Source organism: Rahnella sp. P4_A8, from assembly GCF_056402435.1.
In genome coordinates, this window is the sequence record NZ_JBFUHK010000006.1 from 1 (window position 1) to 19,900 (window position 19,900).

Genomic DNA, 19,900 nt, shown 5'->3' on the forward strand with positions numbered 1-19,900 from the left:
AGCCAGACCATGGACTCGAGGGGGAGTTTACGCTTGCGTAGGGTGACGGTGTCAGTGAGAGAAAAAGCTTGCTGAATGAGGTCAGGAGACAGGAGGTCAGCGAGGCTTTGAACTTCATCGGGGGCAGTGAGATTGATAATACCGAGAGCTTGTGAAAGTTCCATTTAAAAAGGGTCCATGATGAGCATGAACCCTTTTTACACGAGCCACCGGATCGGTCAACTGATCCTTAAACGATCGGCATTAGCCTGAAGAGGCGGTTTTTATTTTTCTGCACCAGAACTTACAGCGCAGAACTTACAAAGCGATATCCGCAGGCTGTTTTGGCTCTTGTTTGGCCTGAACATCCAGCGGGCGCAGCTGAACCACGTCGGCGACCGGCGTGGTGATCATCGACGGCGTTTCCAGTTGCAGAATACGGCTGGTTTCCAGCAGCTCTTTCTCGGTCGCTTCGATATTGCCATTCAGTTTAGTGCCGTAAGACGGGATGATTTCCCGGAATTTGGCCTGCCATTCCGGGCTCGCGGCTTTTTCTTTAAAGACCGTTTCCAGCAGTTTCATCATGATCGGCGCTGCGGTTGACGCACCCGGTGATGCACCCAGCAACGCCGCAATACTGCCATCTTTTGCGCTCACCACTTCAGTGCCCAGACGCAATACGCCGCCGTGTTTGCCATCTTTTTTGATGACCTGCACACGTTGTCCGGCCACCCAGCGTTTCCAGTCTTTCTGCTCGGCTTCGGGGAAAAATTCCTTCAGTGCGGCATGACGGTCTTCATCGCTGAGCATCACCTGCCCGACCAGATATTTCACCAGATCGAAGTTACCCATGCCGACATGTGTCATCGGCAACAGGTTGGAACTGTTCACACTGCCAAACAAATCCCAAAGGGAACCGTTTTTCAGGAACTTACTGGAGAAAGTGGCGAACGGCCCGAACAGCAGAACCTGTTTGCCATCAATAATGCGGGTGTCGAGATGCGGAACGGACATCGGTGGCGCGCCCACGGCCGCTTTGCCGTAAACCTTCGCCAGATGGCGTTTCACCACATCCTGATTTTCGGTCACCAGGAATTCACCGCCGACCGGGAAACCGCCGTATTCACGCGCTTCCGGAATGCCGGATTTTTGCAGCAGCGTCAGGGACGCACCGCCCGCGCCGATGAACACGAATTTCGCATTCACCACGCGATGTTTGTGGCTGTGTTTCAGATCGGTAATCGTCACGCGCCAGCTTTTATCCGGATTGCGCTGGATATCGCGCACTTCCTGACCGTTTGCCAGCGTGAAATTGGATTTCTTCTGCAACGCCTCGACAAGCTGGCGGGTCACTTCGCCGAAGTTCACGTCCGTACCTGCGGTGGTGCGGGTCGCGGCAACTTTTTGCTTCGGATCACGGCCTTCCATGACTGCCGGGATCCATTGTCTGATTTGTTCCGGGTCTTCCGAATATTCCATCCCGCGGAACAGCGTGCTTTCCTGCAACGCAGCAAAACGTTTGCGCAGGAAATCGATATTCTCATCGCCCCAGACAAAGCTCATGTGCGGCACGCTGTTGATGAACGAGCGCGGGTTATTCAGCACGCCTTTCTGCACCTGATACGCCATAAACTGACGGGAAACCTGGAAGGCTTCGTTGATCGCCACGGCCTTGGTGATATCGACAGAACCGTCGGGCATCAGCGGGGTATAGTTCATTTCTGCCAGCGCGGAATGGCCGGTACCGGCGTTATTCCAGCCGTTGGAACTTTCCTGCGCCACGCCGTCCATGCGTTCAATCATATGGACTGACCAGTCCGGCTCGAGTTCCTGGAGATAGGTCCCCAGGGTAGCACTCATAATTCCGCCGCCGACCAGCAATACATCAACGGATTTTTCGTCTTCTGCGGCCGCAGGCTCGCTGGCACCCAGTGAGTCACGGTTGAGAAGCATACCAAGTATCTTTCTCATGACGTCTGTTTCTCTAAATGTTCAGTTCTGTTCTGTTATGAATCGTTGTTGTGACTATCGAACAAGAAATTAGCAAAAAAACACGCGGGATCGTTACTGAAACTTCATTTTTTCAAATGATGGCTACGAATATAACATTATCACTACAAAAATTAAAAAAGGATTTAACGTTTCAAAAAAACAGGCAAACGGGATACCGGACAGCGCTTCAGGCCGCGTCACCGCTGGATTTGAAGGGTTTTGCAAAGGAATTCCGGAGGGCTTTGGGTCGGTCAAAGAACGAGCTATTCGTGCTAAATCGGGTTTTGTGGTGAAAGCGAGATGTTAAAAAGGCGCAGTTGCCCGCGCCTTTACGATCACTTTTTACGGAATCAGATTACAACGCGACGTCTGCCACTTGTTTCTGCTCTTCGCCCTTTTTAGGAGCTGAAGAATTGTCCGCCGCCGGAGCCGGTTCCGCCGCTTTCGGTTGCGGGTTGTCGAGCATCAGAACGCGGCTGGTGTCGCCCAGTTCTTTCTCGGTTGCCGCCACGTTGCCGTTCAGTTCAGTGCCGTAAGAAGGGATGATTTCCTTCAGTTTGGCCTGCCACTCCGGTGTGGCGACTTTGTCTTTAAACACTTTTTCCATCAGGTGCAGCATGATCGGTGCCGCAGTGGATGCGCCCGGAGAAGCGCCCAGCAGCGCGGTAATGCTGCCGTCTTTCGAGCTGACCACTTCGGTGCCGAGACGCAGAACGCCGCCTTCTTTCTCATCTTTTTTGATGATCTGCACACGCTGACCGGCTTCCCACAGACGCCAGTCTTCTTTCTTCGCATCCGGGAAGTATTCACGTAATGCATCGAAACGGTCGTCATCGGAGAGCATCACCTGGCTGACCAGATATTTCACCAGATCAAAGTTGTCGATGCCCACGTGGGTCATCGGCATGATGTTGGAGAAATTCACGCTGCCGAACAGATCCCACAGGGAACCGTTTTTCAGGAACTTGCTGGAGAAGGTGGCGAACGGCCCGAACAGCAGAACCTGTTTGCCATCCAGAATACGGGTATCGAGGTGCGGAACGGACATCGGCGGTGAGCCGACAGACGCTTTCCCGTACACTTTCGCCAGATGACGTTTCACCACGTCCGGGTTCTCAGTCACCAGGAATTCGCCACCCACCGGGAAGCCACCATAGTTGTCCGCTTCCGGAATACCGGATTTTTGCAGCAGCGTCAGGGACGCACCGCCCGCACCGATAAACACGAATTTCGCTTTGATAACGCTTTCTTTGCCGTCGTTTTTCAGGTCGGCAACGGTCACGTCCCAGGTGTTATCCGGGTTACGTTTAATGTCGCGCACTTCATGACCGAGGCTCAGGGAGAAGTTAGGCTTCTTCTGCAACGAGGCCACCAGCTGACGGGTGATTTCGCCGAAGTTTACGTCGGTACCAATCGGAATGCGGGTCGCAGCGATTTTCTGCGCCGGATCACGCCCTTCCATCACCAGCGGGATCCACTGTTTGATTTGCGCCGGGTCTTCTGAATATTCCATGCCACGGAACAGCGTGCTTTGCTGCAATGCCGCAAAACGTTTACGCAGGAAATTGATGTTGTCATCACCCCACACAAAACTCATGTGCGGCGTGCTGTTGATGAAGGAACGCGGGTTGTGCAGCACGCCGTTCTCAACCTGATAGGTCCAGAACTGACGGGAAATCTGGAAGGATTCGTTGATTTCGACCGCTTTGGAGATATCGATACTGCCGTCGGCTTTTTCCGGTGTGTAGTTCATTTCTGCCAGCGCAGAGTGGCCGGTACCGGCGTTGTTCCAGCCGTTGGAGCTTTCCAGCGCTACGCCGTCCAGACGCTCAACCATATCGATGGACCAGTCTGGCTCTAATTCCTGAAGGTATGTCCCCAGCGTCGCGCTCATAATGCCGCCGCCGATCAGTAACACATCAACGGGCTTTTCATCTTCTGCCAACGCTGACTGGCTGAAAGCAACCACGTTAAGGCAGAGGATCATGGCGAGTATCTTTCTCATGACGTCTGTTTCTCTGAATGTTTAGTTTTAGTTTTGCAGGTGAAAGCTATCCAGATTTCTTCTGGATAAACGAAATCAACAACCCGGCGGTGCGGTGGGAAATAAGCGATTATTTCCACAGAGTATGAAAGGACAATAATGGGGAGCAACGAAAACCGCGGCGAAGAACGACAAATCAACCACACAAATGTTACCGAATACTCATATTATCGAGATTTCGTAAACAATTTAACATTATCGTTACGTGTATTAAAAATAGTTTAATACTTTAAATAATTACATAAGTTAGTGACGTGACGAAATCATTCAGGCCAGATTCGCCTGTAAAGCCGCGGCATGCGCGGCCAGAGCCGGTGCCGGACTGTGGCCAATCAGCATGAAGTTGTAACCGGCATTGCGCCAGTAAACCACGTTCATTCCCCGGCGGATTTCTCGCTGCAATGCCGTATTGTCGCTGTGCTCGCTGCGCGTAATACACAGCGCCATCGGGCCGTACCGCGCGTCAAGATAGGTAATTTGCGCGATGTCATATTCGTCATAATGCAACATACGGGCATCTTTCAGATCCGCGCCCTGCACCGCCAGCGCCGCCGGGCTCAGTGCAATGCCTAAGGTGTTTTGCACCCGCGCGAGCTGGATTTTTTGTTGTCCGGCAGAATCATCCACATCCGCCAGCGTCTGCGCGGTATACAGCGACATGTAATCCGCCACGCGCGCACGCCAGTTATCGTCAGAAGCAAAAAGCGTGGAATAACGTCCACCCAGCAGCCCGACGGCCAGAAAGCTTAACGACGCGGCGAGCAGTGCGCGACGGCTGAATCCGGACGAACCGGCAATCCGTGCGTCAGGGACAGCATCGAGCGCAGCCTGTAATTTCCCGACAGGCGCTTCCTGCAACATCGCGCCAAAGGCGTCGTGGAACGGTAAATTGCTGCGTGACATCTGCGCCAGCCGCTGCGCCAGCACGTCGTCCTGCGCCAGTTGTGCATCAAATTTTGCACGCTGAGATTCGCTTAGCTGGTTATCGAGGTATGCCACCAGAACTTCATCGGCGTAAGGCGCAGCCGGGATTTCACGGGTCATTTTTTCTCTCCCTGCTGCGATTGTGTGGCGGTACCGGCGTCTTTTGCCAGCGTCAGCCGGGCGGTCGCCAGACGGCTCATGATGGTACCGATGGGGACGGAAAGCGTCATCGCCGCCTCCTGATAGGTGAAACCTTCGACATACACCAGAAACACTGCGTTGCGCTGGGCTTCCGGCAGCCGGTTCACCCGCTGCATAACCTGCGTATGCCAGTGACGCTCCTCGAAAGACAGCGTATCGGCGGGCGCCTGCGTTTCATCAACATCAGCAAAACCCTGCCCCTGACGGACGTACTGCGCCCTGAGTTCGTTAACCCATATGGAGTGCAGGATAGAAAAGAGCCAGCGGTCCACACCGGTGCTGTCCTTAATCTGCGCGCAGCGTTCCAGCGCCCGCACGCAGGTGGATTGCACCAGATCGTCCGCCACATCATGCTTGCGCGACAGTACCATCGCGTAGCGCCACAGACGTGACAGGCACTGGCTCAGTTCAGAACGTAAGTCTGCCGGTGAGATTTATCGATTCTCCGTGATCAGGATTCCGGATGACCGTCGATGGCGGCGCTCAGGTCGCGGTATTCTTCGCAGCCGGTGCCGCACAAGCCTTTGATGGTCGCTAACTGGGCTTTGGCGAGATCAGGACGCCCTTTAATCATATAAGCCTCGCCGAGATATTCCCGGACTTTGGCATACTTCGCGTCAATCGCAATCGACTTCTGATAATAGCTGATACCTTCGTCGGTGCGCCCGAGTTTACGGGTGGCATAGCCGCGATAGTTCCAGGCTTCTTTGGTGTTCTGATCTTTCAGCGTATCCAGCACCGTCAGCGCTTCCTGATAACGACCGGTTTTCGCCAGATGATAAGCGTACTGCGTTTTATCCTGATCGGAAATCATGCTGCCTTTATCCACCATGCAGCTCTTAGTTTTGCTGTCGTAGATTTGCCCCTTCGGGCAGTCCGGCGTTTTTTTAGCGTCGGAATCATCACCCATCGCGTTAGCGGCGGCGCTGAAAAACAGCAGATTGCCCGCCAGACACACAACCGACAGCGCCTGTATTACCGTTTTTGTCTTCATAATGATGTCCTGTAGGGAATTAACTGATGACTTACGGGCGGCTTGTGCTGCCCGGTAACATGCGGCGCAAAATGCCGTCGCGGAGAACGTAATGGTGGAACAGTGCCGCCAGCGCATGTATACCCGCAATAATGATCAGCGCCCAGGCAACGTTGTTGTGCAACGAACCGAAAGTTCTGGTCATCACACTGTCGAAATTGAACACGTCAGGAATGGGGAATAAACCGAAGAAGTAGAACGGTTCGGCCTGCGACCAGCGGAATAAAAAGCCCAGAATGATTTGCGCGACCAGCAATAGATAGAGCGCCAGATGGGTCAGGTGCGCGGCGGCTTTCATCAGCGTCGGCATGGCGACCGGTTGCTGTTTACTGCGACCGGTGCTGACGGTAAACAAACGCCATAAAAGACGCCCGATAATAATCGCCGCCAGCAGTATCCCCACCGAGATATGCACCGATTGCAGCCCTTTGCGCAGCGGCGTGCCGCGCTCCAGCACTTCCCAGATATGCGCGCTGGCAAACAGGAAGATGACGGCCAGGGCCGTCAGCCAGTGCAGCAAAATAGTCAGGCCGTCGTAACGGCTGCGAAGAACAGAAGATGAAGTTTGCATATAAAACCGTGCCCGTCAGTGTTCGATATAAAGGTAAACACCTGAGCAGCGATTTTTATTCGCCGTGAAGGGAAATAATTTTCTCCGGTGAGGTTTTAAATGAAAAAAATTGAGGAGAAAATAGGCATCAGAACGCGAAAAGATAGCCTATATATAAATCAGAGACGCGCAAACAGCGCCCTGCGCGCCCGGAATGTCCCTTTTTGCGGGTCAAAATAGACGTTATTGCGCGATAAAGTTTTGCTCTGAGTGGCCGATAATCCGTATTGGGCGCCTTATACGTCAACGGCTGCGCCATAATTTTGCATTTATTTCTTATGAGGTGTGGCAGGTGAGCGAAGTATCGAAAGAGTCGTTTGCGAAGCGGAACACGCTGGCAATTTTGTCCGTTCTGCGAGACTTAAAGAAGAACCAGACCCTGGTCATGGTCAGCCATTCCCGCGGACAATTTATCAGTAAAATTCTGGACGTTGATGCTGACAACCATCAGTTCCTGTTCGATCTGGGCAGTTCAGATTACGAGAACACTCTGGCCGCTGAAGCCGGCACACTGACGTTTGTTGCGGAACCGGCCGGTGCCAAGGTTGAGTTTTCCTGCAGCAGAGTCCGCCAGGTCAGCTATGAAGGTTTGCCGACATTTACCTGCGATCTTCCGCCCGTGTTGTATTTCATTCAGCGCCGTGAGTATTTCCGCGTGAGTGTGCCGCGGATGTCGGATTTCCGTTGCAGCGGAATATTGCCTGATTCCTCTGAGTTTGCTTATCGCGTGCGTGATATCTCACTTGGCGGGCTGGGGCTGGAGATTGAAGGGGCTACACCGCCGGAAATCACCAGCGGGTCAATGCTGAAAGATTCGCTGATTCAGCTAGCGGAGCTGGGAACCTTTACATTAGATCTGCAGTATCTCGGCGCGATGGTGCGTAAATCGGTGAGCAATAAAGGCGAAACCGTGACGTCGCAGCGGCTGAGTTTTAAGTTTCCGAATTTATCACCCGCGCAGGAACGCGACCTGCAACGGGCGATTTTTGAGCTGGAAAAACAGCAGCATATGAAAGCGAAGCGTTTCCAGCACGATTAACGTTTAGATAAACATACCGCCTGAGGCCTCAACGCGCTGGGCGGTCATCCAGCCCGCTTCATCACTGAGCATCAGCGCCACCATATCACCGATATCATCCGGCAAACCGGCGCGGCCCAGCGCAGTATTGCTGGCAACCAGTCTGTTCACATCCGGATTATCGCGCACCATACCCCCACTGAAATCCGTTTCAATTGCGCCAGGAGCCAGCACGTTGGCGGTAATCCCGCGTGCGCCGAGTTCTTTCGCCTGATAGCGGGTCAGCACTTCGATGCCCCCTTTCATCATGGCGTAAGCCGATGAGCCCGGTAGAGCAAAACGCGCCAGCCCGCTGGAGATATTCAGGATGCGGCCTCCGTCGGCCATCAGCGGTAACAGTTTTTGCGTCAGGAAGAACGGCCCTTTCAGATGGACATTCATCATCAGATCAAACTGTTCTTCGGTAGTATCGGCAAAAGACTGATGTAAACCTACCCCGGCATTGTTGATCAGAAAATCAAAAGTATCGCGCTGCCAGACCTGTTGCAGTTGCGCTTTTACCTGCACAACAAAGCCATCAAAACTGCCGGACTCACCGGTATTGAGCTGCAACGCAACGGCCTTTCCACCCTGTGCTTCGACAGAAATCACCACTTCCTGTGCCGCAGCGGCCTGATTGTGGTAAGTCAGAATCACGTCAACGCCCTTTTTTGCCAGCTTTTCAATGGCATTCTTACCTAAACCACGGCTTCCGCCGGTCACTATTGCGATTTTACGGTTCATATCTGACCTCATTGGCTTTTTGTACCTTCTGCATCGGATGAAACACAGCCTATTGGATTACCGCAGAGTGATAAATGAGCCATAATGATTTTCACTGTCTCATTCTCAACAACAATCAGGCAAATTGTGGATAAAATTCAATCAATGCAGGTGTTTGTGCGCGTCGCTGAACTGAGTAATTTTACCCGCGCGGCTGAAAGCCTGGGATTGCCCAAAGGCAGTGTGTCGCGGCTGGTGCAGCAACTGGAAACGCGGATGTCGGCACGTTTGCTGCACCGTTCAACGCGCCGCGTACAACTGACACAGGACGGACAGGTGTTTTATCAGCGCTGCAAAGAGTTGCTGGCCAGCATGGATGAACTGGAATCGATGTTTCAGTCGAATCCGGCCAGTGTCAGCGGACGTTTGCGGGTTGATATGACCACCGGTATGGCGACGCATCTGGTGTTACCGCGTCTGGCGGAGTTTCTTAACCGTTATCCGGCGCTGGAAATTGAACTGAGCTGCACTGATCACCGCGTGGATGTGGTGCGGGAAGGGTTTGACTGTGTGATCCGCTCCGGCACCCTTAAAGATTCCGGGCTGATTGCGCGTCCGCTGGGGCATCTCAGCATGGTTAACTGCGCCAGCCCCGGTTATCTGCGCCGCTACGGCACGCCGGATCACCCTGACCAGCTGGCACAACACGCCATGGTGCATTATGAACAAATCCTCGGCAGCCATACGTCGGCCTTTGAATATCTCGACGGCAAACAGGTGAAAACGGTCAAAAGCGGCGGCGCGGTGACGGTTAACAGCACCGAAACCTACGTCAGCGCCTGTATCAACGGCCTGGGCATCATTCAGGTTCCGCTGATTGGTGTACGCGACGCGCTGGCGGGTGGTCAGCTGGTCAGTATTTTGCCGCAGTTCCGTGCACCGCCAATGCCGGTGACGCTGGTTTATCCCCATCGTCTGAATCTGTCACGCCGCGTTAAAGTGTTTATGGACTGGCTGACCGATATCACCCAAACGTTCATTGCCTGAGCTTTCAGACGCCTCTGGCTTAGCCCTCACCGCTCAGGCGTCTATACTTAAGGCCGGATGAATTTTTAAGGACAACATGGATCAATGCCCATCATTTCAAAACAAGAACCGGCCACACAGGAAAAACCGACCCCGCTGATCAACATCAAAACCGGCAATCAGACGGTGGATAAAAACATCGGCAGATTTTCACGACTCGTGGAATACGTGCAGTCCTGGGGCTGGGTGGCACATTTGCTGCGTGCCACGGAACGCTTTAACGATCGCCTTGGCAGCCAGTTTGGCGCGGCCATCACCTATTTCTCCTTTCTGTCGCTGATCCCGATTCTGATGGTGTCCTTCGCTGCGGTCGGTTTTGTGCTGGCCTCAAATCCTGATTTGCTGGCAGAACTGATCAACCGAATCGTCAACAGCATCAGCGACCCGAATCTGGCGAATACGCTGAAAAGCACGGTAAATACTGCCATCCAGCAGCGTACTGCCGTGGGGTTATCCGGTTTGCTGATTGCGCTTTACTCCGGCGTGAGCTGGATGGGGAATTTGCGCGAGGCGATCCGTGCCCAGTCGCGCGATGTCTGGGAGCGTAATCCGCAGGATCAGGAGAAAATTTACCGCCGCTATATTCGCGATTTTATTTCCCTGACCGGGCTGGTGCTGGCGCTGATTATCACGCTGTCGCTGACGTCGATTGCCGGTGCCGCGCAAAAAACCATTGTCGATGCGCTGGGTCTGGGTGGCATTGACTGGCTCCGCCCGGTGATGACCAGTATCACGCTGGTGATTTCCATTGCCGCTAACTATTTGCTGTTCCTGTGGATTTTCTGGATGTTGCCGCGCCACAAACCACGCAAAAAAGCGCTGCTGCGCGGGACGTTGCTGGCGGCGATGGGTTTTGAGGTGATTAAATTCGTGATGACCATGACACTGCCGAAGCTGGCGACCTCACCTTCCGGCGCAGCCTTTGGTTCAGTGATCGGCCTGATGGCTTTCTTCTATTTCTTCGCCCGCCTGACGTTGTTTGTCGCCGCGTGGATAGCGACGGCGAAATACAAAGATGACCCGCCGATGCCGGATCCGAAGCAAAAAGCCGCCAAACACGCGAAAAATGCCACGGAAAACGACAGTGAATACACGCCGGACAACCTCATCGTGCCAGACGAAATGCATATATCCACAGTTAATGCTGAAGATGAAGTTAAAAAGCAGTGAATAATGCTAAGTCAGGCATGGCGCCGCCGTGAAAACCAGAATAACTGACTGAGAGCCGTACTTTTATTTTGCGGTTTTGCAGTCAGTTGCTCTGCCTTTTACCCATTCGCCAAACTTATGACTGGCGAAATCCTGCCCTGATAAAATAATCCCCCGATCCGGCTTTAAACGCCTTTTTTCGCGGCTTCCGCTGCGTTGAAATACCGCCGCGCTCTGCATAAGATGCCTTTTCGATATACATTTATTTACATTAGATCCCTCCCACTCATTACAAATAAGAAACACTTATGCAAGCCACTATCACTCCAGAATTAGAAGCTGACGCGCAATTGGTGAGTCAGAACTCCCGCAGCAAAGTCATCGTGGCATCGCTTATCGGTACGGCCATTGAATTCTTCGACTTTTATATCTATGCCACTGCTGCGGTGATTGTTTTCCCGCACATTTTCTTCCCGCAGGGTGACCCGACGGCGGCCACGCTACAGTCTCTCGCGACCTTTGCCATCGCCTTTGTCGCCAGGCCGATCGGTTCCGCGCTGTTCGGCCACTTCGGCGACCGCGTCGGACGTAAAGTCACGCTGGTGGCCTCTTTGCTGACGATGGGCGTGTCTACCGTGGTGATCGGCCTGCTGCCGACCTACGCAACCATTGGCGTATTTGCACCGATGCTGCTGGCGCTGGCGCGTTTTGGTCAGGGTCTGGGCCTTGGCGGTGAATGGGGTGGCGCGGCGCTGCTCGCGACTGAAAATGCACCGGCGAAGAAACGTGCCCTTTACGGCTCTTTCCCGCAGCTTGGCGCACCGATTGGCTTCTTCTTCGCGAACGGCATGTTCCTGCTGCTGTCGTGGCTGCTGACCGACGAACAGTTTATTTCCTGGGGCTGGCGTGTGCCGTTCCTGCTTTCTGCGGTACTGGTGATCGTCGGTCTGTATGTGCGCGTTTCCCTGCACGAAACACCGGTATTTGCCAAAATTGCCAAAGCCGGTAAACAGGTGAAAGTGCCAATCGGCACGCTGTTCACTAAATATAAAAAGGCGACGATTCTCGGCACCTTTATCATGGTTGCGACTTACACGCTGTTCTACATCATGACCGTGTATTCACTGGGTTACGGCACTGCCGCAAAGCCGGTCGGGCTGGGCATTCCGCGCAATGAATTCCTGTTGATGCTGATGATCGGCGTGGTCGGTTTCGGCGTGATGGTGCCGGTTGCCGGTCAGCTGGCGGATAAGTTTGGCCGTCGCAAAACCATGATTTGTATTACGCTGCTGATGATCGTCTTCGCCCTGTGTTTCCCGACCATTCTGGGTGCCGGTTCACAGGCGCTGGTGATGGTATTCCTGCTGTGTGGTTTCATGGTGATGGGGCTGACTTTCGGTCCGATGGGTGCGCTGCTGCCGGAGCTGTTCCCGACAGAAGTTCGCTATACCGGCGCGTCCTTCTCCTATAATGTGTCTTCGATACTGGGCGCATCTGTCGCGCCGTACATCGCCACCTGGCTGGCAACCCATTACGGGTTGTTCTATGTGGGCGTTTATCTGGCTTCAATGGCAACGCTGACGCTGATCGCGCTGCTGCTGTCCAAAGAAACCGCCCATCAGTCATTGTAACTGACCCGGATACCGTGCCCGGTTTGCGCCCGGCACGGTGCCTTCTGCGAAGGTCTCTTATGCGCTTGCGTCGATTTATCCTGCCTGTTCTGATCCTGCTTATCCTTATTACTGCGGCCTTTTGGTATTTCTGGCCACACACCTCCAATCCCAACGCTCTGTGGAACATCATCAGCAAAAAATGCGTGCCGAATCAGCAAAGCACGGGCAAACCTGAGCCCTGCGCGCAGGTCGATGAACAACAGGGTTTTGTGGTGCTGAAAGATCTGAACGGCCCGCTGCAATATTTGCTGATGCCGACCGCGCGGATCACCGGTATGGAAAGCCCTGCGTTGCTGGAACCGTCAACGCCAAACTTTTTCAGCCAGGCATGGAATGCGCGGCATTTTATGGCGGATAAATACGGTAAACCGATTGATGACAGCAATGTCTCGCTGGCGATTAACTCGCAATACGGACGGTCGCAGAATCAGCTGCACATCCACATCTCCTGTCTTTTGCCACAGGTAAAAACCACGCTGAGCAAAGATGGCGGGCAGATGGGATATAACTGGCAGGAACTGCCGGATAAGCTGCTCGGACACACCTATCTGGCGCGTAAAGTGACGCAGGCTGAGCTGAATGAGAAAGGCGCTTTCCGGCTTCTGGCCGAAGGCGTACCTGAAGCCGATAAAAAGATGGGACATTTCGGCATGGCGATGGTCAGCCTGCCGGGCGGCGATTTCCTGCTGCTCGCCAGCGAGCGTGACTTACTCAAACTCAATAACGCCTCCACCGAAGAAATCCAGGACCACAAATGTGCGGTACTGGATCCGGTGCCTCAGCCTTAAAGCCCCCTTCCGGCCTTCCCCTTCGCAGGGGGAGGCGTTAATCCAACACGATTACTTCTGTTTCATCTGCTGCAAGATCGGGCCGCACTGGTTTTCTTCATTATCACTTGGAGAGATCAACGCCAGCAGCGCGGCAGCCGGGGCAACGACAGCGCCAAGCGCGACGGCTGCGGCACCGCGGGCAATCAGCGGCCCTGGTTTCACGCCGGCATCCGGATTTTTATAGGTGCCGCGAACATACAGCGGTGAACGTAAGGTCAGGATACGCACGCCCTTGCTTTCAGGGTTGATCGACAGATCCAGCCGTTCGGTTGCCATATTGGTGTTGCCGGTAATGTTAATCACCGCATTCTCAGTATCGAACACAAACAGCCGTGGCGTGACCAGTCCGTTCTTCACATTGACGTTGGCGGCCGCGCAGTTGATCGCCACTTCATCATCGCCGAACAGTTTACTCACCACGTAATTACCGACATTCAGCCCTGCCAGTTCCATCAGGCCACGGCTGATCACGCCATCGTTAATAAGGATTTTCATATCACCGTTGCTGGTACCGAGCAGCGCTGCGACCGAATTCCCGGTGCCGGTCAGCGTGGCGTCACCGTTCAGGTCGCCCAGACTGCGCTCCATTGACTGTACGTTTGGCAGCAATTGTTTGAGCTTCAGTTTACGGGCATGGATATCGGCGCGCGCCTGCATCGGCGATTTGTCACCTTCGAGGCGGATGGTGGAATTCAGATTACCGCCAGCCAGACCGAAACGCAGCGGGTCGAGCAGGATCTCGCCGTCGGTCAGTTTCAGGTGAGTGCTCAAATCGCTCAGTGGCAGGGATTTACCATGCTCGATACGTTTGGCGCTGAATTTCACATCAGCGTCCATTACCCGCCAGCTTTTTGTATCGAATTTCTCCACCGGCAATACTTTGTCGGCAGGCTGCCGGGTAGTTTCACCACGTTTGGCTTTGTCCTGGTTAGAATCGGCACCAATCAGCGGAGCCAGATCAGCAAAGCGCAGCTGTTTTGAAACTACCTCACCGGTCAGTTTAGGTCGCGGTTTAACGGCCTGATAAGTCAGTGAGCCGTGAATATCGCTGTCGCCGATTTCACCGTTAAAGTTCTGATAACGGTAAATTGCGCCGTCTTTATCATGCAACGTCGCCGATAAATGCCCGTCGGTGGAATACGGTGGCGTTTGCGGCAGCAGCACGCCGGTCAGGCCATACAAGTCAGACAGCGTCTGGCCGGAGAATTTCAGACGTAAATCCAGCCCCCCGAGATTCATCGGATCCTGCAATGTCCCCGCGACGGCCACCCGCGTATTCCCGGAACGGACATCTGCCTGTAACGGGAACAGCACATCCGGGTCTTTCAGCGCCAGCATGCCACCGATTTTGCCGCTGCCGGAAAGCGATTCACCGTTGTATTTACCGTCAACTTTCCAGCCAAACACATAAGGCGGGGTTTTGGTTTTCGGTGCATCTTTCTTATCACCGACCACTTCCGTGAACGGCAGCGGTTTGCCCAGCGGGTCAATCACGGCGCGGAAATCAGCTTTCAGTTTCGCGTCTTTATAGTCAATCTGCCCGCGATCAAACACGATATCATTGAGCGTAAATGACCAGGCAGACGGCGGCTGCGCCGGATCCTGTGTATCGCTGTTGGCGAGATTGAACGTCCAGTTATTTTTGCCATTATCCAGACGCAGCAATGAGGCATCAGGCTGTTTCAGCCATATACGCGGGATCAGCACTTCTTTATGCAGTAAGGCGAGTGGCGCAATGCTGGCGTCAACGCGGGCGAGTTTCACCATCTGCGCGTCTTTTTCGCCGGTTTGCACATCGGAAGGGTTACCGAGCACGATATCTTCAGCATGAATATGCGGCCACGGCACCCACGCGCGCCACCCCGCTTCGTCTTTCTGACGCGACCAGTCCACGCCTAAATCACCGCGGATCGCGAATGCGCGGTTCAGTTCGGTGCTGACTTTTTGATTGATGGTCGGTTTGAGGCGGTTCCAGTCGAATGTCGCAATGAAAATCACGACAGCAATCAACGCAATGATAATCACACCCACAACCCAGGAAATCACTTTACCTGTGCGCGTCATAAATCTGTTCCTTTCAGACAGTTAACCAATCCTAAGTTTTAACCATAGTAGAATTCTCAACAGCTTGCAGGAAGGGGCATTCGTGAAGGGGGCATATCAGGCAGGAAGTCGGAAGGTAATGCTTTTTAAATCAGTGAAATGAAAATGCATCACACCACAACGAGTCACCAGCAACTTTGAGAGTTTGCCTCAGCAGGTCAGGCGTGATCCATTATCCTTTGAAATGTATGGGCAGATTATCCAGATTGTCGAAAATGGTGGGGCGCGCCAGATAATAGCCTTGTGCCGCCAGCGCATCAGAATTGCAGACCATCGCCCATTCAGAGGCCGTTTCAACGCCTTCAATAATCACGCCTTTGCTATAACGGTTCATCAGCGTCACCAGCGTGTAAAACAGCCGTGACCCCTCTTCACTCTGGCCAAGCAAAATAAACAGATCGCGGGCGATTTTGATGTATTCGTAATGCCAGGTGGTGAAGGAAGAGAAGTTAGCGATACCCTGACCAAAGTCATCGAGCCACAACCGGTCAGATTGCTCGATTTGCGACAGCGGGATACTCAGCGCATTTTCGGCGCTTTCAACCAGTTCAAAACGGACATACGGCATCGCGCTGATTTGCGCGCGCAGCGCCGAATCAGATTGCAGCATTTCCAGTACCTGACCATCTACGTTAATCGACGCCAGTAATTCGTTTTCAATGAACAGATGCTGCCAGCGCTGCAACAGGTCGAGCTGCTCCTGCACGATTTGCAAACGTTTGCCCACAGCGATCGCGACAAAATATTCTTCCGGCGAAATGAATTTGTGCGGGCTCGCAGGGTGAAAAATCCCTGTCAGCAATTCAATTCCCAACAGCTTTCCTGTGGTGCGATAAATAGGCTGAAAACGGTACACTCTCTGACACTGACGCCAGTAAGACTGTGCTTTTACGCGCTCTATGGCGGTAAAAGAAGGCGTAATCAGCCCTAACATCATCTTAGTTATCATATTTTTCTGCCGTCATGAATAAGAATCAGATAATCAGGGGGACATGCGGCAACATGTGTCGCGTGACTACAATGTGATTCATGTCAACAGCGTGTGTTCGCAGAACACTGTGTTTCATGGAGGCAAAGTAGCCCGGTTTCCTGGCTTTCTTTAGTAGAGTTATCTATCGGCGCTGCGCGGGGAAACTTTAATCACTCGATATAACCTTACAATCTGTGCGCCTAAATCAGCCAAAAAGCCGGGCTGGAAGTTCTTTTACACAGGCTCTACAGTGGAAGCACTGAATATTTTATTGACGCCTCATTCACAAGCCGGAGAAAAAAATGCCTTACGTTAATATCAAAATCACCCGCGAAGGCGCGACAGCTGAACAGAAGAAAGCGCTGATCGCCGGGGTGACACAATTACTGGTGGACACGCTGGGCAAAAATCCGGCGACGACCGTGGTCGTCATTGACGAGGTTGACACCGATAACTGGGGAGTGGGTGGCCGTCCGGTGACCGAACTGCGTCAGGAAAATAAGTAACTGCCTCAGGTGGAAGTGCTGACGCTTCCACTTTTCCCCTCGTTTTTTCTTCGTTTTTTTGCCTGCCGCCTACAAAAATAAAACCTTGTTTTAATTTATTTGACTGACCGCATTCTTATGAAGAGACTAGAGCGCAATAATGACGGTCTTTTCTTTCCTTTCGTTTTAATGCTTCAGACATAGGCCAGGTACCATGACCAGCAAAAACATTGCCGTTATCGGCGAATGCATGATCGAATTATCTCAGAAAGGCGATGCGCTCCACCGCGGTTTTGGTGGCGACACGCTGAACACGTCTGTTTATATCTCCCGCCAGGTTTCCCCTGATGCGCTGAACGTGCATTACGTCACCGCGCTCGGCAATGACAGTTTCAGCAATGAAATGTTGCAGGCCTGGCAGCAGGAAGGGGTTCACACGGATCTGACCCAGCGCCTTGAAAACAAGTTACCCGGTTTGTATGTGATTGAAACGGACAGCACCGGCGAGCGCACCTTCTATTACTGGCGCAATGATGCTGCCGCGCGCTACTGGCTCGACAGTCCGCAATCCGAAGAGATTTGCCAGAAACTGGCAGAATTTGATTATCTGTATCTGAGCGGTATCAGTCTGGCGATCCTCAGCGACGCAAGCCGTGACCGTCTGATGACCTTGCTGAAAGCCTGCCGTTCACGCGGTGGCAAAGTGATTTTCGATAACAATTACCGTCCGCGTCTGTGGGCCAGCAAAGAACAGACGCAGGCCGCGTATAACGCCATCCTTTCCTGCACCGACATCGCCTTTCTGACCCTCGATGACGAAGATATGTTGTGGGGCCAGAAGCCGTACGACGACGTGATTGCGCGCACCCATGCGCTGGGCGTCAGCGAAGTGGTCGTCAAACGCGGAGCCGACAGTTGCATCGTCTCCAGCGCTGAAGGCGAGTTGCATGATGTCCCTGCGGTGAAATTGCCGAAAGAGAAAGTCATTGATACGACGGCAGCAGGAGATTCCTTCAGCGCCGGTTATCTGGCGGTGAGGCTCACCGGTGGCAGCGCGGTGGAAGCCGCAGTGCGTGGACATGAAACAGCGAGTACGGTTATCCAGCATCGCGGTGCGATCATTCCGATGGAGTTTATGCCGGGGCGGGCATAAGGGGAGTTTTTCTTTACTCCTCCCCCTGCGAAGGGGGAGGCTGGGAGGGGGTTTTAATGACTAACTCTTTGCTAAAGCACACTTAAACTTTTTGATTTAGACCTTAATACCCCACCCCAACCCTCCCCTTCGCAGGGGAGGGAGCCGACCGAATTCTTACTCAACGATCTACTTATTGCACAGTCGTCGCCGATGCCGCTGGCACATCCCCCGCAGGGGCATCAACCGCAGGCGCGGTTTCCACCGGTGCCATTATCTTGTCATAAACCGCCCGCAGCTCTGCGGCATTCACCTCAGGTTCCCCTTTTGGCTGCGCCACTAATAACGCAGGAGCGCGGGAAAGCTGTTGCTTCAGTTCCTGATTCAGCACCGGCAGGGTCAGCGTGGAAAGGAACTGCTGACGCAATTGCTGATACTGTTCTGGGGCGATATCTACCACACCGTTTTGCTGGGAACGCAAACGCTGGCTCATCAGCACATCGGTATCGGTACGGGCGTAAGTCGCGAACAGTTTGCTCAGCTGATCGTTTTTCTGCGCAATCAGTGCGTCAAATTCAGCCTGAGAAATGCCTTTATCGCGAACAGCCAGGAGTTCTTCTGACAAACGTTTAAACAACTCCGTCAGCTTAGCCTGCGGTGCTTCAATGCGGATTGCACACTGCGCGCGCTGATATTGCACATTACAGTCGAAACCCAGCCCCGGGCCAGGTGCCGGGGTGTCTTTTTTGGTTTCAAACGCACTTTTCAGTTGTTGCTGCAAATGCCAGAACAACGCTTCGCGGGCTAGATCACTGCGCCAGTATGCGGCAAGTGCCTGTGAATCCTGAATGGGCTGCCAGGCGTTATCCCACATTAATGAGACACGATCCTGAGTCAGATTTTCATCCATGACGGTCATGGATTTTGTCGTCACTTCAGACAGCGTGGGCAACGTCTGCGGCGTCTGGCGGCTGCCTTTGAGTGACGAGAACGTGCGATTGATTTGTTCACTCAGGCCACGACTGTCGACATTACCGACGACAAATAACGTCATCGCATCAGGCGTATACCACTGATGATAAAATTTGATTAATGCCTCGATATTGACAGGTTTGGTCGGTAAATGGTTTGGATTGTGACCAACCAGCGTCGAACCGGCCATCCGCGCACGCCACCAGGCATCCTGCGTATTTTGAGGCAGAGAACCTACCGGATCCTGAGATTCCTGACGGGCTGCACTCACCAGCGCCGGGGTGACAGACACTTTGCCCGCCGTATTTGCCAGCCAGTTCAGAGCATCTTTCAGAAGCTCAGGACGGTTATTGGGCAGGCTCAGGTTGTACATCGTGAAATCATAAGAACTGACCGCTGGCGGCAAGGGCCGCTGCGGATTGATACTTTGCTGCCACAGAGACTGGAGCTGAGCCGTGCTGAAGCCTTCGCTGTGCATCAGCGCAAGGCGGGGAAGGAAATGGGCATAGCCCGTTTGCTGGGCTGATTCCGCCAGCGAGCCGGTGCGAACCACCAGGCGTAATTCAATGCGATCGCTCGGGCGTTGCGGCGTGGTCAGCAACTGCCAGGTAAATCCATTGTCCAGTTTCCCCTGCTGCCAGGCCGGATCTGGTTGTAATGCTTCAGCTTGCACATGACTTGCGGCTGCTGCCAGCAGCAATCCACCAATGAGTAAACGGATTTTGGTGCCCTGCATGTGAACCCCTACGTAATGACAATCCAATTTTCAATATGCTGTCCTGCCGGTGTCGGTCGACTGGCCCACAGGAATTGAATGCGTAAGTTTAAGGACGGAAAATACAGCCCTTCGTTAGACCGCGCATTTTTCGCAATGTCACGCAGCCCGCAAAAATATTATGGGAACGAACGCCAGATGAGGCATTTGAGGGACATATTA

General features: G+C 53.4%; 18 protein-coding genes. 7 read left to right on the plus strand and 11 right to left on the minus strand.

The features are described 5' to 3' along the window. The 7 genes from AC1DUO_RS04895 to AC1DUO_RS04925 all read right to left on the minus strand — a co-directional run. A partial coding sequence (locus AC1DUO_RS04895; protein ID WP_477986730.1) for a transposase domain-containing protein occupies positions 1 to 164 on the minus strand: 164 nt, incomplete at its 3' end. Between the two features lie 133 nt (positions 165 to 297). Next, positions 298 to 1,950, minus strand: coding sequence for a malate dehydrogenase (quinone) (gene mqo / locus AC1DUO_RS04900; protein ID WP_119261080.1), 1,653 nt, complete (start codon positions 1,948 to 1,950; stop codon positions 298 to 300). 376 nt (positions 1,951 to 2,326) lie between these two features. Then, positions 2,327 to 3,976, minus strand: coding sequence for a malate:quinone oxidoreductase (locus tag AC1DUO_RS04905; protein WP_013573476.1), 1,650 nt, complete (start codon positions 3,974 to 3,976; stop codon positions 2,327 to 2,329). A gap of 306 nt (positions 3,977 to 4,282) precedes the next feature. Continuing rightward, positions 4,283 to 5,059: an anti-sigma factor family protein gene (locus AC1DUO_RS04910; protein WP_119261079.1), complete on the minus strand. Its 777-nt coding sequence runs from the start codon at positions 5,057 to 5,059 to the stop codon at positions 4,283 to 4,285. Next, entirely contained in the window at positions 5,056 to 5,511 is a 456-nt protein-coding gene (locus AC1DUO_RS04915) for a sigma-70 family RNA polymerase sigma factor (RefSeq protein ID WP_240433017.1), read from the minus strand. Before AC1DUO_RS04915 ends, AC1DUO_RS04910 begins: the two co-directional genes overlap by 4 nt. Before the next feature lie 80 nt (positions 5,512 to 5,591). Continuing rightward, on the minus strand, positions 5,592 to 6,134 hold the full coding sequence (locus tag AC1DUO_RS04920; protein WP_013573473.1) for a tetratricopeptide repeat protein: 543 nt from the start codon (positions 6,132 to 6,134) through the stop codon (positions 5,592 to 5,594). A gap of 31 nt (positions 6,135 to 6,165) precedes the next feature. Further along, positions 6,166 to 6,744, minus strand: a complete 579-nt coding sequence (locus AC1DUO_RS04925) for a cytochrome b (protein WP_013573472.1) — start codon at positions 6,742 to 6,744, stop codon at positions 6,166 to 6,168. 331 nt (positions 6,745 to 7,075) lie between these two features. Between AC1DUO_RS04925 and AC1DUO_RS04930 the strand changes: the two genes are divergently transcribed. Continuing rightward, positions 7,076 to 7,822, plus strand: a complete 747-nt coding sequence (locus AC1DUO_RS04930) for a flagellar brake protein (protein WP_013573471.1) — start codon at positions 7,076 to 7,078, stop codon at positions 7,820 to 7,822. A gap of 3 nt (positions 7,823 to 7,825) precedes the next feature. Here the strand turns inward: AC1DUO_RS04930 and AC1DUO_RS04935 are convergent, their stop codons facing one another. Further along, positions 7,826 to 8,584 carry an SDR family NAD(P)-dependent oxidoreductase gene (locus AC1DUO_RS04935; protein WP_013573470.1) on the minus strand — a complete coding sequence of 253 codons (759 nt, stop codon included), beginning with the start codon at positions 8,582 to 8,584 and terminating at the stop codon, positions 7,826 to 7,828. A gap of 126 nt (positions 8,585 to 8,710) precedes the next feature. Here AC1DUO_RS04935 and AC1DUO_RS04940 point away from each other — a divergent pair, with 126 nt between their 5' ends. From AC1DUO_RS04940 to AC1DUO_RS04955, 4 genes are all read left to right on the plus strand, one after another. Further along, positions 8,711 to 9,610 (plus strand): LysR family transcriptional regulator, encoded by a 900-nt coding sequence (locus tag AC1DUO_RS04940; RefSeq protein ID WP_014411462.1) that lies wholly within the window; start codon positions 8,711 to 8,713, stop codon positions 9,608 to 9,610. An 84-nt stretch (positions 9,611 to 9,694) separates the two neighbouring features. Beyond that, the gene (gene yhjD / locus AC1DUO_RS04945; RefSeq protein WP_013573468.1) at positions 9,695 to 10,819 is read left to right on the plus strand and encodes an inner membrane protein YhjD; all 1,125 of its coding nucleotides are present in this window, start codon (positions 9,695 to 9,697) and stop codon (positions 10,817 to 10,819) included. A gap of 287 nt (positions 10,820 to 11,106) precedes the next feature. Beyond that, entirely contained in the window at positions 11,107 to 12,429 is a 1,323-nt protein-coding gene (locus AC1DUO_RS04950) for an MFS transporter (RefSeq protein ID WP_013573467.1), read from the plus strand. A 59-nt stretch (positions 12,430 to 12,488) separates the two neighbouring features. After that, positions 12,489 to 13,259: a CDP-diacylglycerol diphosphatase gene (locus AC1DUO_RS04955; protein WP_013573466.1), complete on the plus strand. Its 771-nt coding sequence runs from the start codon at positions 12,489 to 12,491 to the stop codon at positions 13,257 to 13,259. A gap of 51 nt (positions 13,260 to 13,310) precedes the next feature. On the opposite strand, the gene AC1DUO_RS04960 is transcribed toward AC1DUO_RS04955, so the two are convergent. Together AC1DUO_RS04960 and pdeH are read right to left on the minus strand one after the other, a co-directional pair. Further along, positions 13,311 to 15,365, minus strand: a complete 2,055-nt coding sequence (locus AC1DUO_RS04960) for an AsmA family protein (protein WP_013573465.1) — start codon at positions 15,363 to 15,365, stop codon at positions 13,311 to 13,313. Positions 15,366 to 15,576: 211 nt separating this feature from the next. After that, entirely contained in the window at positions 15,577 to 16,353 is a 777-nt protein-coding gene (gene pdeH, locus AC1DUO_RS04965) for a cyclic-guanylate-specific phosphodiesterase (protein ID WP_013573464.1), read from the minus strand. A 323-nt stretch (positions 16,354 to 16,676) separates the two neighbouring features. Here pdeH and AC1DUO_RS04970 point away from each other — a divergent pair, with 323 nt between their 5' ends. Next, positions 16,677 to 16,880, plus strand: coding sequence for a 2-hydroxymuconate tautomerase family protein (locus tag AC1DUO_RS04970; protein ID WP_013573463.1), 204 nt, complete (start codon positions 16,677 to 16,679; stop codon positions 16,878 to 16,880). 193 nt (positions 16,881 to 17,073) lie between these two features. After that, a complete protein-coding gene (gene kdgK, locus AC1DUO_RS04975; protein ID WP_119261077.1) occupies positions 17,074 to 18,012 on the plus strand; it encodes a 2-dehydro-3-deoxygluconokinase in 939 nt (312 codons plus the stop codon). A gap of 172 nt (positions 18,013 to 18,184) precedes the next feature. Here the strand turns inward: kdgK and AC1DUO_RS04980 are convergent, their stop codons facing one another. Then, on the minus strand, positions 18,185 to 19,699 hold the full coding sequence (locus tag AC1DUO_RS04980) for a M16 family metallopeptidase (protein ID WP_112151973.1): 1,515 nt from the start codon (positions 19,697 to 19,699) through the stop codon (positions 18,185 to 18,187). Positions 19,700 to 19,900: the final 201 nt, after the last annotated feature.

Excerpts from the sequence above, each read along its gene's own strand:
- mqo (WP_119261080.1), bottom strand. The coding sequence starts at position 1,950 with ATGAGAAAGATACTTGGTATGCTTCTCAACCGTGACTCACTGGGTGCC.
- AC1DUO_RS04905 (WP_013573476.1), bottom strand. The coding sequence starts at position 3,976 with ATGAGAAAGATACTCGCCATGATCCTCTGCCTTAACGTGGTTGCTTTC.
- AC1DUO_RS04910 (WP_119261079.1), bottom strand. The coding sequence starts at position 5,059 with ATGACCCGTGAAATCCCGGCTGCGCCTTACGCCGATGAAGTTCTGGTG.
- AC1DUO_RS04915 (WP_240433017.1), bottom strand. The coding sequence starts at position 5,511 with ATGGTACTGTCGCGCAAGCATGATGTGGCGGACGATCTGGTGCAATCC.
- AC1DUO_RS04920 (WP_013573473.1), bottom strand. The coding sequence starts at position 6,134 with ATGAAGACAAAAACGGTAATACAGGCGCTGTCGGTTGTGTGTCTGGCG.
- AC1DUO_RS04925 (WP_013573472.1), bottom strand. The coding sequence starts at position 6,744 with ATGCAAACTTCATCTTCTGTTCTTCGCAGCCGTTACGACGGCCTGACT.
- AC1DUO_RS04935 (WP_013573470.1), bottom strand. The coding sequence starts at position 8,584 with ATGAACCGTAAAATCGCAATAGTGACCGGCGGAAGCCGTGGTTTAGGT.
- yhjD (WP_013573468.1), top strand. The coding sequence starts at position 9,695 with ATGCCCATCATTTCAAAACAAGAACCGGCCACACAGGAAAAACCGACC.
- AC1DUO_RS04950 (WP_013573467.1), top strand. The coding sequence starts at position 11,107 with ATGCAAGCCACTATCACTCCAGAATTAGAAGCTGACGCGCAATTGGTG.
- AC1DUO_RS04955 (WP_013573466.1), top strand. The coding sequence starts at position 12,489 with ATGCGCTTGCGTCGATTTATCCTGCCTGTTCTGATCCTGCTTATCCTT.
- AC1DUO_RS04960 (WP_013573465.1), bottom strand. The coding sequence starts at position 15,365 with ATGACGCGCACAGGTAAAGTGATTTCCTGGGTTGTGGGTGTGATTATC.
- pdeH (WP_013573464.1), bottom strand. The coding sequence starts at position 16,353 with ATGATAACTAAGATGATGTTAGGGCTGATTACGCCTTCTTTTACCGCC.
- AC1DUO_RS04970 (WP_013573463.1), top strand. The coding sequence starts at position 16,677 with ATGCCTTACGTTAATATCAAAATCACCCGCGAAGGCGCGACAGCTGAA.
- kdgK (WP_119261077.1), top strand. The coding sequence starts at position 17,074 with ATGACCAGCAAAAACATTGCCGTTATCGGCGAATGCATGATCGAATTA.
- AC1DUO_RS04980 (WP_112151973.1), bottom strand. The coding sequence starts at position 19,699 with ATGCAGGGCACCAAAATCCGTTTACTCATTGGTGGATTGCTGCTGGCA.